Genomic DNA, 13,293 nt, shown 5'->3' on the forward strand with positions numbered 1-13,293 from the left:
GGGTGGTCAACTGCGGGTCGAGGCCGGTATACGGCCACGCCAGGCACCCTACGTCGGGGCACTGACAGCGCGGTGTCCTCGGGTGGGCCGTTCGTCGGCCCGGCCCCGCCAAACACCGCTGGTGGCAATCGACTCCGCGACCGACAGGGGCGAGTTGACCGCGTCAGTCGCATGAGAACTCGCCACCGCCGGGACGGCGGAGAGAGTGCTCACGCAGCCGACGGGGCGGTCCGTGGGTGACCGTCAGATCCAGCCAGAGTTGCGAGCGGGCGGTGACGTGAGCGGGAGCTTTTCGTAGGGTGTGCCGATCTTGTCTTGTGCTGGGAAGGGGGATGGTCGATGAGGTGGGTGCGACGATTCGGTCTGGTGGTCGCCACGGGGTTGGCCGTTGTGTTCGGTGTCGGGACGCAGGCGAACGCGGCGGAGCCGCCCCAGAACGTCGGCTGGCTCTACACGGCGGGTGGCAGCGGCGCGGTGTTCTTCGACGCCGACCTCGCCGGCTATCCGTCGATGGAGAAGATCACGGTGTGCGACAACGACTCCAATGAGCGGGGTGTCGTCGCCGTCGTGAGCGGCACCGACCCCCGTGGCGGTGACATGGCGGTCATCCTGCGCGACCCGTCCAACAACGGCAGCTGCACCGCGGACGTCGGGAACTTCTTCGCCGACGGGTTCTACGTGTACGTCACGGTCTGCGAGTACTGGGGCAACAACGAGGACAACTGCCGAAGCGCCAGGGGTGTCGCGTAGCTTCCGGTCACGGGCCCGAGGCAGCCGGAGACCTGGCTACTCGGTGCCGACCGCACGCAGCGTGGCGAGTACCAGTGCCCTGGTGACGGTGACGATTTCGCTCACGCGGACCTGTTCCTGCGGGCCGTGCGCGAGGCGTACGTCGCCGGGGCCGTACTGGAGCGTGGGGATGCCCGCCCCTGAGTACAGCCGCAGGTCGCTGCCGTAGGGAGCGCCTCGCTCCGGCGGGCGGGGGCCGCCGGTGACGTCGGCGTGCGCGTCGCCGACCAGGGCTGCGAGCGGGTGGCCGGCGGGCAGCTGTCCGCTGGCGAACTGGCCTCCGGGCCACGTCACCGTGGCGGGGTGAGAGCGCAGCCACGGATCGTCCGCGCAGGCCTCGGCCACGCACACCTCCAGTTCGGTGCGTGCCCGGGCCGGATCCTCGCCCAGGCGGACACCCAGTCTTCCCTCAGCCACCAGCAGGTCGGGCACGCTGCTGGCCCAGTCGCCGGCCCGGACGGTACCCACGGACAGCGGGTAGGGAATGGGGTAGTCGGCCATCAGGGGTCCGGCGCCGGTGTTGCGGCGGGCTTCGAGACGGGCGAGCGCGCGGTGGATGGGCAGGTAGGCGTCGATCGCGCTCACTCCGACGTATCTGGTGCTGCCGTGGGTGGCGCGGCCGGGTACCTCGATACGGAAAGTCAGGGCGCCGGCGTTCGCGGTCATGAGAGCGCCGCTGGTCGGTTCCGTGATGATGCAGGCATCACCGGTGTGGCCGCGTTCGAGGGTTCCGAACGCTCCGAGGCCTCCGTCCTCCTCGCTGACGACGAAGTGCGCGGACACCTGGCCGCGCAGCTTCGCGCCCGCTCGGCGTATCGCGGCCAGGGTGGCGAGTATCGCCACCACGCCCGCCTTCATGTCGCACGCTCCTCGTGCGTGCACCAAGTCCCCGGTGATCCGGGGGCGGAACGGGTCGCCCTGCCATTGCGCCAGGTCCCCGGAAGGGACGACGTCGACGTGTCCCTGGAGGACCAGGGTCGGCCCGTCGCCCTGGGGCCGCGTGCCGCCCACCAGGCCCCACGACTCCGTGCGCGGGGCCTCGCTGCCGGGAAACCGGGGATGGGCACGTAGCTCGGGCAGGTTCATGGACCACAGGTCCACATCGAGGTCCATCCGCTCCAACTGCCGGGCCAGGACGTGCTGAAGCTCTGACTCCGCGGCGCTCCCCGTCACGCTCGGAACAGCGAGAAGTTCCAGCAGCAGTCGGCCGATGGCCGCCTCGTCCACCGCGGCCAGTGCCGAGGCTTCCACATCGCTCAGGCTTGCTGTCATCCCCACCCTGCTCCGGCACACGTGACATCAGGACAAGCCGGAGACTATGTTCGGGCCGACAATGCAAGCAATCGCCATTTGCTGCTGCCTCCTGTCGATTTCTTGCAATGTCAGGGGGATCGTGGCGAATACTTGCGCCGCGGCGCGCGAGGCCAGCCACAGGTTCCGACGTCTGGAGTGGGGTATGGACGCCATCGACGAAGCGATCATCCGCTACGTGCTGCACAACGCACGTGCCACGTACGCCCAGATCGGCAAGGCGGCCGGGCTGTCCGCGCCCGCTGCCAAGCGGCGTCTCGGCCGTTTGGAGGCCACGGGCGCGATCCGCGGTTACACCGCTCTCATCGACCCTCAGGCATTGGCCTGGCACACCGAGGCTTTCGTCGAGGTCTACTGCACCGGCAATCCCACCCCCGCCGAACTGCGCCGCGCCCTGGAGGGCATCCCCGAGGTCGTCGAAGCCTGTACCGTCTCCGGCGCCGCCGACGCAGTCGTCCACATGCTCGCCAGGGACATCCATCACCTGGAACAGGCCATCCAGCGCGTGCGCGCCACGGCTCCTGTCGAACGGACCGAGAGCGCCATCGTGCTCTCCCGGCTGTTGAACCGGCCTCGCGTGTGATCGAACACCACCATGGGATCACCGCGGGTGCCGGGCTCGCGTCGGCCGACGAGCGCCGCGTCCGCGACCGGATCGTTCTCAGCTGCCTGCGCTGGGACAACCTCTCCCGGGACTACCTGCGGCGGGAGGCGGCGGAGGCAGTGCCGGCGCATCCCGTTCACCGCGTGACCCGCAGGACTGCCTTTCCGGAGACGCGGCGCCCGCGGAGGGCCTCGGCGGCCTCGGCGAAATGGGCCCAGGATCCCTGCCAGCCGATCTCGACAGAGATGGCCCCCTCGGCAGCCAGTTCGGTGAGAGCGGTCAGGTCCGGGCCGGTATCGCCCTCGATGACGAAGGACGTCAGCGACCTGGTCGGGCCCACGGTCGCATACGGGGGGAAGACCGCCGGCTCCCCGGAAGTCCAGCCGACGCTCTGCACGCTGCCCCCGGGAGCGAGCAGGTTCCATGCCGCCACCAGCTGGGGACCGCCGACGCTGTCGATGACCACGTCGACGGCTCGCTCGAGTCCCTCCAGGCCGACCAGCACCTCGTCGGCGCCCGAGGCCGACCAGCCCCTCCCCGCGGGCCGTCGAGCCCACGGACGCGATCACGTGGGCACCCGCCCTCGCCGCCAACTGGACGGCGAAGCGGCCGACCCCGCCGGACGCGCCGGTGATCAAGACCCTCTTGTCCGGCCCGAGCCCGGCGGCCCGCAGCGAGCGCAGTGCGGCCACGCCGGCGACCGGAAGGGCGACCGCCTTCGCCGGGTCCAAGCCCCGGCACTTGCGGCACCTCAGGCCATGCCTACCGGGTCAAGCGCCCCTGACCTGTGGCGATGCGGTAGGCCCGTATGACGGTCTGGGTGACGGTGTTGCCTGCCTTGTCCGCTGCGCTGATCCGCAGGGAGGCATGGCCGGTGCGATTCGGGTGGTGGAGCAGGGCGCTGCCGGTGGTGCCGTGGCGGGCGACGCGGACGGTCTTCCATGTGCGGCCGTCGTCGTACGAGACCTGGAGGGTCAGCCGGGTCACCGCCGACCGTTCGGCACCCGGGGGGCGCTGCACGGTGAGCGGGACGCGGAAGGTACGGCCGAAGGGGGCGGTGCTGTTGAGGTCGACCCCTCCCCCGGCGCGTACGGTCAGCAGCGGAAGCGTCGAGGACGTCGAGCCGCGAGGCCGTGCCGAGGTGAAGCCCCAGGTCGCCGTGGAGCGGGTGCCGAGCGCCGTCCAGTCGACCGTGCGCGTGGTGCGGGTGGTCAGGGTGTAGCGGCGCTTGGCGGCGCCGGGGACGGTGAAGCCGATGTTCGAGAGGTCGCCCGTTCGGTCGATGACCCGTCCACCGGAGGAGAGCACGACGTCGCCGTCGACCTCGAAGTTGGAGGAACCGTCGAGGCGCTGCCCGGTGCCGGCGGCGGCATAAGGGGCCATGTCCAGGGACAGGTGGTTGCCCTTGCGGGTGGAGCTGTAGACGGCCGGGCCGACGGGGGCGCGGTTCCAGTCGACGGTGTACGTGCGTCCGGCCCGGTAGCGACGGACCGCGGTCGTCTCGTCATGGTCCGGGAGAGTGCCGTCGGGCCTGTTGTCCGTCGTCCCGAAGAGGTCGAGGTAGTGCGTCCAGGTGAGTCCGGGGGCGGCTGAGTAGTACTCGGTTACCCGGCTCGGGAGCGCGGTGGGCAACGTCGGGATGAACGGCATCAACGCCACATCGGTCGTCGGCTGATCGGAGCGCACGGCTGCGACCCGCTTGCCGCCCTGGGAGGCGTAACTGGCGCGCACGGTGGCCAGTTGCCGGTCGTGGACGACGGGGTCGGTGTCGGCGGGTATGCCGCCCTTGTGTGTCTGCCACAAGGAGTAGCGGTGGGCGCCGCCGGTGTCCTTGCCCGTGAGGGTGGTGGAGGCGGCGTAGCGGACGCCCCGGGCCTGTGCGGTGGGCGTGGCGTACAGGGTGGCCTTGCTGCCGACGACGACGGTGAGTGAGTAGGTGTCGTCTTCCTGCCCTCCGGCCAGCGCGAGGGTCGCCGAGGTGGAGATCGCTGTGGTGTCACGGCGGTCGACGCGGGCCGAGACCTTGCCGGCCTTGCGGCCGTCGAGTGTCACGGTGCGGTCCCGGTCGGTGCGGATGCCGGTGGCGGCGAGCAGGGTCCGGGTGCCGGTACGGGTGCCGGAACCGTCGAGCTCGGCCAGGCTGTCGTCGACGCCGAGGATGGTGTAGTCGTCCTCCGGCAGGCGCAGCCGGAACGTGCCGTCGCTCCCCAGCCGGATGTCCTGCTGGATGCCGGTGCGCGGGCCGACGACGGTCAGCGGTTCGCCCGCGGCCGGCTTGCCCTCACGGTTGAGGCCGGTGACGGTCAGGGTGTGGCGTTCCGGTTCGGCGAACAGGCCGACGGCGGTGCGTACCGTGGTGTCTCCGGCGGTGGCGAGGACTGCGCCGCCGTAGCGGCCGATCTGGGCCTTGGTGGTACGGCCGGTGACGTTGGCGGTGGCGGTGCCGTGCGCGGGGACGGTCACGCTGGTGGCGCCCAGGGCGAACATGCCGGCCGGGGCCCGCTTGCCGCCGGGCCCGTAGGTGTCCAGGGCGAGCTTGAGAGTGACCGCCTGGTCGCCGTCGTTGCGGTACGTGATCTGCCGGGTGGCGGTGGTGTCGGCGTGCGGCCAGGCGAACAGGCCCAGGTTGGCGGCGCCGGAGGTGGCGTGGACCTTCTGTTTCAGGGCGCGCCCGATGTCGAGGCGGCCGGAGCCCTGCTGGAAGGCGGTCAGGTTCTTCAGGCCGTGCGCCGAGGAGGTCAGGGCCCGCTTGAAGTCGGCGGCCTTCCAGGTGGGGTGGGCCTCGGCGAGCAGGGCCACGGCACCGGTGACGTGCGGGGTGGCCATGGAGGTGCCGGACGCCTGCTCGTAGCGCGGGTTGGGCGTGGGCGTATCCATGTTGGTGCCGTCGGCGCGGGCCGCGATGATGTCCTCGCCGGGTGCCACCAGGTCGGGCTTGACGGCGGCGTCGCCGAGTCGGGGGCCCTGGCTGGAGAAGTCGCTGAGGGTGTCGCGCTTGGTGGTGCTGCCGACGGTGAGTGCGGCGTCGGCGCTGCCGGGGCTGCCGATCGTGCCGTCCACGCCGGTGCCCTCCGGCCCGCCGTCATTGCCGGCGGCCACCACGAACAGGGTGCCGGTCTGTGCGGTGAGCCGGTTCAGGGCGGTGGACACGGGGTCGGTTCCGTCGGTGGCGGTGTCACCGAGGCTCATGTTGACGGCGACCGCGTGCTGGGCCGCGGCCCACTCCATGCCGGCGATGATCGCGCTGTCGGGGCAGGCGCCGTTGTCGTCGCACACCTTGCCGATGAGCAGTCTGGCGCCCGGCGCGACGCCCGCGTACGTGCCTCGGGATGCCGCGCCGGTGCCGGCGATGGTCGAGGCGGTGTGGGTGCCGTGCCCGAATCCGTCCTTGAGGCTGGTCCCGGTGAAGACCTTCGATGCGGCGATGCGGCCTTTGAAGTCGGGGTGGTGGGCGTCGATGCCGGTGTCCAGATCGGCTATCAGCACGTTCTTGCCGGTGAGGCCGGACTTCCAGGCGGTGGGGGCTCCGATGATCTTGTTGCTCTCGTCGTCCAGGACCTTCGCCTTGCCGTCCAGCCAGAGCTTGTTGACGCGACTGGACAACGGTCCCTTGCGCAGGGACTGCCACAGGGCACCGGTGTGCTTCTTGGGCTGGGTGAGGGTGCCGCCGTTCAGCACGCGCAGGGTGCGGCCGAGGTCGGCTCCGTGTGCGGTGAGGGCGGATCGGGCGGCCCCCTTGCCCGCCCGCTCCATGACGATCAACGGCAGTGAGCGCGAGCGCGCGTCGTCCTGACCGATGCGGATCAGCTCCGTGACGTCGAACAGGCGCGCGTCCAACTTCCCGGTGGACAGGGCGTGTTCGGCGTCAGTCGGAATCACGCTGATGTGCCGTGTCCCGGCTCGGAGGGAGCGTACGAGGCGGAAGGCCATGTCCTCCCGGCCCTTGCCGGGGAGCACGGACACGGCGGGGGTCTTGCCGCCGGGCTGGGGGCGCAGGATGACCCGGTCGCCGGTGATGAGGGTCACGGTTCTGGCTGTCCCCGTGTGCCTCCCCACCGACGCTGCTTCGGGGGCGACGGCCTGGGCGGCGGGGCCCGGCACGGCGAGCGAGACGGCCACCACACCTGCGAGGGCGGGGAGCGTCCCCCACCTGACTGACTTGGGCAGCAATGCGTTCTCCTTCGGTGTCCGGCTCCATGCCGGAATCTGGTGGTTCGGCGACTGGGGCCAGCAGGATGAGCGGGGCGACTGTTCAGAGGCTGGCGCGCAGGTGGCTCACCGTGACGAAGTGGTAGCCGCGGGCGGTGAGGGTGCGCAGGATCTGCGGGACCGCGGCGACGGAGGTGGGGTGGATGTCGTGCAAGAGGACGACACTGTTGCGCTGCGCCTTGTCGATGACGGTTTGGGCGACCTTGGCGGCGTCGGGATACTTCCAGTCCTCCGTGTCCACGTCCCACAGGACGGGGGAAAGCCTGGTGGCGGACCGGACGGTGGAGTTGATGGCGCCATAGGGCGGGCGGAAGAGGGTGGGCTCCTTGCCGGTGGCGGCCTTGATGGCGGCGCTGGTCCGGTTGAGTTGGGAGGCGATCTGCTCGGGGGTGAGCTTGGTGAGGTCGGGGTGGTTCCAGGAGTGGTTGCCGACCTCGTGTCCGGCGCGGGCCTCGGCGCGGACCAGGTCGGGGTGGGCGGCGACGTTCTGTCCGGTGGTGAAGAAGGTGGCGCGGGCCTTGTACTGGGCCAGGTGGTTCAGCAGGGTCGCGGTCTCCGGGGCCGCCGGTCCGTCGTCGAAGGTCAGCGCGATGCAGGTGACCTGCTTGCAGTCGGTGTCGTCGTCGCCGGAGGCGGTGTGGGTGGGGACGGCCGGGCCGAGGGTGTGCGTCGCGCCCAGGTCGAGCGAACGGCTGGGCGTCGTGGTCTGCCGCTGGGCGCGCTTGCCGAACGCGGACAGCCAGGGGGTGACCGTCTCTTTGGAGAGCGTCGCCAGGAAGGTTCCGGCGGGCGGTACACCCACCTCGCCGCTGTCGAAGGTCACCTGCAGACCGCCGTCAGCGGTGAAGGCCATGTTGTCCAGCGCGGGGACGCGGGAGGTGGCGTCGGAGAGCGTGCCGTCGAAGACGGTCGTGTCGAAGCCTTCGCGCCCCTCGAGTTCGTCCTTCAAGGCGGAGATGAAGGCGTTCCGGGAGTCGTCGGCGATGAGTTCGAGAGCGGTGCCGTAGTCGCCCGCGTCCCCGTCGTACCAGTACGTCCTGCTCGACAGCCCGGACCCGGCGCCGCTCCCGTCCTGTGTGGTGAGCCGGACGCCGAGTACATCGCCGGAGGCCACCAGGAACCTGTGGCTGACGTTGAGCTCGCCGACTGAGCCGTTAGCGCACGCCCACTCGCGGAATGTGGCCAGGCGCTGCTCCACGTCCTTCTTCATCGCGGCCGTCATCGCCTCCGCGCCGGGCACGTCCGGGTAGCTCGTGGCGAAGGGGCAGGAGCGCTGCTCGCTGCTGTTGGTGACGATCCGCAGGCCCTTGATCTTCGACGGGTCGACACTGTGGACGGGCGAGGGGGACTGGGTGGCGTCTCGTGGCGGGCCGGCGGATGCCGGCTCCGAGGAACCGGGAGAACAGGCCGTGGTGATCGAGAGTGTGCCGAGCAGCAGGAGCGAGGGCAGCAGGGTGTGAGTGCGCATGGGTGACCAGAACCTGGGAGAGGGGAGGGCGGACGCCGTCGGCGGGCGCCGCGGTCGTTCTGGTCACGAGCGTCCAGGTCAGAGGCGTTTTTCAGCGACCCTCGACGCCACTGTGAAAAATCCGGTTCCGGTGACCGGCCGCGTCAGCCGCTGGTGGGGCAGACGCTCTCGTACGGCGCGTCGGGGACGTAGGTCCGCCATTGCTCCGCGGTCAGTCCGCCACCGGCGCGCGCGCAGACGATGTCCGCGACGTGGTCCGGGTCGACAGGGAAACGCAGGAGCGGCACGTGGGGGCTGACGGCGTAGACCGTGCCGCCGTCCTCGGTGAAGGCAAGGGAATGGATCTCGTCGCCGGGCGTGGGCAGGTCCGCCCCGAGCAGCTGATGGCTCTCGGTGTCCCACAGCCTCAGCGTCCCGTTCGCGCCGCCCACGGCGAGCGTGGCGCCGTCGGAGGAGAAGGCGAGCGCCCCCACTGCCTCCGGTTCGCCCTGGGTGACCGTGTCGGAGGTGCCGGTGAGTGCGCCGGTGCGGTCTCGGATCGCGCCGTCCCACAGGGTGACGTGGCCGGTGGAATCGCCGACGGCGAGCTGGGTGCCGTCGGGGCTGAAAGCGAGCGAGGTGACCTGGCGGCCGTCGGCGAGCGCGCGTCCACGGACCCTTGCGGCCCCTGGATCGACGTACTGGTCGTCGGAGCTGACGAGCAGACCCCCGTCGGGTCGCCCGGCCAGTGCCTCCCCGGAGAAGCCACGCACGGTCCTCGATCGCCGGTGGTCGCGGGTGTTCCAGACCTCCGTCGTGGAGGTGCCGTCGGTGAAGCGGACGGCCAGCAGAGTGCGGCCGCCGGGTCCCAGGGCGAGGGCCTTGGCAGGGCGGTCGGCCGCGCCGGAGGTGTCGAAGACCGTACGGATCCGGTGGGCCCGTACGTCCCACACGGTGAAGCGCAGCCGCGACGAGCCGTGGGAGGACGCGGTGTCGGCGAGGGCCAGGGCGCGGCCGTCCGGGCTGAAGGCCAGCAGGGGAACGTCCTCGTCGGAGGTGCTCGGCAGCGGGCCGAGCTTCGCGTGCGCGAGGACCTTGCCCGTGCGCGTGGCGCGCAGCTCGAAGCGGTAGTCGGCGCCGGAACGGGTGACGGTGGCCAAGGTGGTGCCGTCCGGGCTGAGCAGGCTCGCGTCGGTCGGTGTGTCGTGCCACCGCGGGGTGAGACGGGCGGTCAGGTCAAGGGTGTGAACGGTGGCGCCGTCGAGGTAGCGCAGGAGGCCGGGCTCACCCGGGTCCCACGCCAGCCCGGTGACCTCGTCCTTGGACATCGGCCGGTGGAAGACCTGGGTCCCGCCGGTGGCCAGTCGCCAGACGGCGAGTTCCTGGTCGTCCGCTGTGGCCACGAACTCGCCGTCGGTGGAGAGCGCTGCCTGCGTGAAGCCGGTGCTGCCGTCACCGGCGAAGTCGGCGAGCGTGCTTCCGCCGCGGACGTCCCAGACAAGGGCCCGCGTGCCGTAGACGGCGGCCAGCCGCCTGCCGTCCGCGCTGAACCGCAGCAGGCGGGAGCCGCCGTCGGCACCGGAACCGGTTCCGCAGACGGTGCTGTCCGCCTTCTCCCAGGTTCCCGGCAGCCGCTTGCGGGCGGCGGTGTCCCACAGTTGGAGCGGCCCATCGGCGGGACAGAGGGCGAGCAGGCGTCCGCCGGGGCCGATGGCCGCCGAGGAGAGCGTGCGCGGGAGGTCGGTGGTGAACAGGACCTGGCCGTCGTCCGTCCGGTGCAAGGCGACCGCGCCCGGGCCGTCCGGCGGCGCGGTGAGGTACGTTCCCCCGTCCGTCGAGCTGCCCCACTGTGACGCGTTGCCCAGCTCGGCCTCGGATCTGCCCTCCGGCAGGTTCCACAGCCTGCCTCCCCCGTCCGGGCCGATGACGTCGAGGAACCGGGAGTCGGGCCCGACGTCGCCCACCTCCGTGCCGCTCGGCAGGCGGTGGGTGGCGGTGACCTGGTGGTCGGTCACGTTCCGGGTGGTCACCGTGGTGCCCTCGACGCTGAGCAGCGTCCGGCCGCTGTCGGAGAGGAAGCGCCGGACGTCCCTTCCGGCCAAGGGGTCGGTGAACGCGTCGCGTTCCGGCTGTGTCAGGGATCCCAGGAGGGCCGAGCGGGACTCGGTGAGCGGGGCCGTCTTCCATGCCGCCACGCCGAGCAGGGCGGCGGTGCGCGGGTCGGTGGAGCGCAGACTGCCGGCCACGGTGGCCAGGCGGCGGGCCGTGGCCTTGGCGGATTCCTCCCGGCTCACCTCGTTGCGCTGCCAGGCGACCAGGCCGGCGGTCAGTGCCAGGACGAGGAACACGGACAGGGCGATGGTCAGAGAACGCGTCCGACGTGCGGTGCGTGTCTCGGCCTCCCGCTCGGCGTGCTGAGCGGCGAGGGAGGCCGAGAGGAAGTCTCTTTCCAGAGGGGTGAGGTCGTCGTTCGGCTGGCGGACGAACAGTTCCGCGGCCCCGGCCAGCCTCGCGCCCCGGTACAGCGCTCCGGGGTCACGAGCCAACTCCTCCCAGCCGCGCGCCGCCTCACCGAGTCGGCGCTGTGCGCGCAGTCTTTCCCGGCTCTCCTCGATCCACCCGGCGAGCCGTGGCCAGCCTGTGATCAACGCCTCGTGCGACAGCTCCACCGTGTCGCCGTCCAGGGTGACCAGACGGGCGGCGACGAGACGGTCCAGCACGTCCTGTGCGCCGCTGCCGAGCTCGGAGCGGGATGCCGGGCGGCGTGTGTCGGCCGTGCCGTCGCCGGGCGCGATCAGCCTCAGCAGGATGCGCCGCGCGATACGGCTCTGCTCCGCCGGTATGCGGCGGTACACCTCCTCGGCGGTGGCGGCGATCGCGCCTCTTAGGAGTGCTTTCAGAAAGCCGGGTGCTTGCGGGCGAGGGTCATGCAGTGGGCGAGCTGAAGGAAGGCGTCGTGCATGTCGTCTCTGGTTTCCCAGCGGGTCCGTAGGCGGCGGGGTCCGTGGAGCCAGGCGATGGCGGACTCGGCGACCCACCGGACTTTGCCAAGGCCCGAGCCGTGTGGCCGGCCGCGCCGGGCGATCTTCGGTGTGATGCCGCGCTCGCGCAGACGGCGGCGGTAGATGTCGTAGTCATAGCCGCGGTCGGCATACAGCGTGCGGGGGCTGCGCCGGGGCCGGCCCCGCTTGCCCCGTACCGGCCCAAGGCTGTCGACCAGCGGCAGAAGCTGGGTGACATCGTGACGGTGACCACCGGTCAGCGACACCCGCAGCGGAGTGCCGCGGGCATCGGTCAGCACGTGATGCTTCGAGCCCGGCCGTGCGCGGTCAACCGGGCTCGGACCGACTTTTGGGCTGCTTCGCCCCCGCTTGGCCTGCACATGCGAGGCATCGACAGTGGCGCGGGAGAAGTCCAGACGGTCCGCCGCCCGTAACCGGTCCAGAAGCACCCGCTGGAGCTCCTCCCACACCCCCGCCTCCTGCCACTCGGCCAGCCGACGCCAGCAGGTGGGACCCGATCCGAACCCCAGCTCCTGCGGCAGAAACTCCCACTGGACACCTGTGTAGAGGACGAAGAGCACACCTTGCAGCGTCCTGCGGTCATCGATCCGCTTGCGCCCCGGATACCGGAAGCGCCGCTCATGCTTCGGCAACAGCGGCTCGATCACCGCCCACAACTCGTCACTGACCTCCCACGGCTTCCGCCGCGCCATGGTCACACCCCACAAAAGACGGGATCACATACCTCTCCACCGTGCCACAACACGATCTTTCTGCAAGGACCCCTTACTCCGCCCGTCTCGTTGTACGCCGCCAGGGTCAGCAGGCGGCCACGACGACGGCGCCAGGTCTCCAGCAAGGCATGGGAGAGCATGGGCAACGCTCCCGGCTGGTCGACGACCTCGTCGATGATCCGGGCGGTGAGGGTGCGCTCCACGTTCAGTCCGGCGGAGGCGGCCGGGCCGGTGATCGCCTCGCGCAGCTCGTCCCGGCTCATCGGCCCGACCAGCAGGTTGGCCCGGCTGACGGCCGTGGCCAGCTCACGGTGTGCGGAGCAGTGGCCGTAGAAGTCGCCGCGGACCGCGACCACCACCCGCAGTCCGCTCTCCGGCCGCCGGGCCGCGAGCAGCAGGTCGAGGAACCGGTCGCGCTCCGCACGGTCGTGGCACAGCGTGAACAGTTCCTCGAACTGGTCGACGATCACCCAGGTCTCGCCCTCGCCATCGCGGGGCACCAGTGCCTGCGCGTGCGTGCGCGCGGGCAGTTCTCCCGGTGCGAGCACGCGGATCACCGCGGGCCGCTCCTCCCCCGCCGCCTGCCGCAGCCTCGGGATCAGTCCCGCTCGTAGCAGTGACGACTTGCCGCTGCCGGACGGCCCGAAGACGGCGGCGAACCGGTGCTCGCGCACCAACTCCACCAGGTCGGCGAGGAGCGTCTCCCGGCCGAAGAACAGCTCACTGTCGTCCGGCTCGAACCGAGCCAGCCCCCGGTACGGCGGCTTCTCCTCCGGTACGGGCGCCCGGACCTCGGCGTCCGCCTCCCGCCAGCGGCGCTCCCACTCGTGCGGGTCGGCGTCCAGCGCTTCGGCGTACGCCCGCACCACCGCCAGGGACGGCAGCTGATCACCGGCGGCGGCCTGGGACATCGCGGTGATGGAGTAGCCCGCCCGCGCGGCCATCTCCCGGTACGGCGGTTTTCCGGCCTTCTCTCGGAGGAGCCGCAGTTCGTGCGCGAGGCGCTGCACGGCACCGGCGTCAGGATCGACCGGCTTCTCACGTCGTCCCACCGGGAGCACCTTTCACACGCTTCAGGCGGTCAAGCTACGTTTTCACTCGCCCCCACGCAAACCTGTCCGATCTGTGACACTGCTGAGCCGTGCGGTGGGCTGGACACCGGCCCCGGGCCGTCTGCGGCTTGGCTGGGCGGCTCCG

The 13,293-nt window shown here is 71.2% G+C and carries 8 protein-coding genes and 1 pseudogene; 2 read left to right on the forward strand and 7 right to left on the reverse strand.

Annotation, left to right across the window (positions count from 1 at the left end):
- Nucleotides 1–339 precede the first annotated feature (339 nt).
- The gene (locus tag L3078_RS00880) at nucleotides 340–750 is read left to right on the forward strand and encodes a hypothetical protein (protein ID WP_239749953.1); all 411 of its coding nucleotides are present in this window, start codon (nucleotides 340–342) and stop codon (nucleotides 748–750) included.
- A gap of 36 nt (nucleotides 751–786) precedes the next feature.
- Here the strand turns inward: L3078_RS00880 and L3078_RS00885 are convergent, their stop codons facing one another.
- Nucleotides 787–2,061, reverse strand: coding sequence for an ArgE/DapE family deacylase (locus tag L3078_RS00885; RefSeq protein WP_239749954.1), 1,275 nt, complete (start codon nucleotides 2,059–2,061; stop codon nucleotides 787–789).
- Nucleotides 2,062–2,245: 184 nt separating this feature from the next.
- On the opposite strand from L3078_RS00885, the gene L3078_RS00890 reads away from it, so the two are divergent.
- Nucleotides 2,246–2,683, forward strand: a complete 438-nt coding sequence (locus L3078_RS00890; RefSeq protein ID WP_086800909.1) for an Lrp/AsnC family transcriptional regulator — start codon at nucleotides 2,246–2,248, stop codon at nucleotides 2,681–2,683.
- Between the two features lie 157 nt (nucleotides 2,684–2,840).
- On the opposite strand, the gene L3078_RS00895 is transcribed toward L3078_RS00890, so the two are convergent.
- From L3078_RS00895 to L3078_RS00925, 6 genes and pseudogenes are all read right to left on the reverse strand, one after another.
- Nucleotides 2,841–3,209: a zinc-binding dehydrogenase gene (locus L3078_RS00895; RefSeq protein WP_239749955.1), complete on the reverse strand. Its 369-nt coding sequence runs from the start codon at nucleotides 3,207–3,209 to the stop codon at nucleotides 2,841–2,843.
- 257 nt (nucleotides 3,210–3,466) lie between these two features.
- A complete protein-coding gene (locus L3078_RS44495; RefSeq protein ID WP_275593110.1) occupies nucleotides 3,467–6,874 on the reverse strand; it encodes a S8 family serine peptidase in 3,408 nt (1,135 codons plus the stop codon).
- Nucleotides 6,875–6,956: 82 nt separating this feature from the next.
- Complete coding sequence (locus tag L3078_RS00910; RefSeq protein ID WP_239749956.1) at nucleotides 6,957–8,381, reverse strand: polysaccharide deacetylase family protein; 1,425 nt, start codon at nucleotides 8,379–8,381, stop codon at nucleotides 6,957–6,959.
- 143 nt (nucleotides 8,382–8,524) lie between these two features.
- Complete coding sequence (locus L3078_RS00915) at nucleotides 8,525–11,374, reverse strand: nSTAND1 domain-containing NTPase (protein WP_338059560.1); 2,850 nt, start codon at nucleotides 11,372–11,374, stop codon at nucleotides 8,525–8,527.
- Nucleotides 11,257–12,075 (reverse strand): IS5 family transposase, encoded by an 819-nt coding sequence (locus L3078_RS00920; protein ID WP_239749960.1) that lies wholly within the window; start codon nucleotides 12,073–12,075, stop codon nucleotides 11,257–11,259. The genes L3078_RS00915 and L3078_RS00920 overlap by 118 nt, the downstream gene beginning before the upstream one ends.
- Nucleotides 12,076–12,143: 68 nt before the next feature.
- Nucleotides 12,144–13,148, reverse strand: a pseudogene (locus tag L3078_RS00925) (nSTAND1 domain-containing NTPase); the annotation flags it as partial.
- Nucleotides 13,149–13,293: the final 145 nt, after the last annotated feature.

The sequence above is a fragment of the Streptomyces deccanensis genome (genome assembly GCF_022385335.1).
Classification (GTDB): Bacteria; Actinomycetota; Actinomycetes; order Streptomycetales; family Streptomycetaceae; genus Streptomyces; species Streptomyces deccanensis.

What these genes read in the sequence shown, in the direction of transcription:
- L3078_RS00920 (WP_239749960.1), bottom strand. Translation starts at nt 12,075, where the DNA reads ATGGCGCGGCGGAAGCCGTGGGAGGTCAGTGACGAGTTGTGGGCGGTG.
- L3078_RS00885 (WP_239749954.1), bottom strand. Translation starts at nt 2,061, where the DNA reads ATGACAGCAAGCCTGAGCGATGTGGAAGCCTCGGCACTGGCCGCGGTG.
- L3078_RS00910 (WP_239749956.1), bottom strand. Translation starts at nt 8,381, where the DNA reads ATGCGCACTCACACCCTGCTGCCCTCGCTCCTGCTGCTCGGCACACTC.
- L3078_RS00880 (WP_239749953.1), top strand. Translation starts at nt 340, where the DNA reads ATGAGGTGGGTGCGACGATTCGGTCTGGTGGTCGCCACGGGGTTGGCC.
- L3078_RS00890 (WP_086800909.1), top strand. Translation starts at nt 2,246, where the DNA reads ATGGACGCCATCGACGAAGCGATCATCCGCTACGTGCTGCACAACGCA.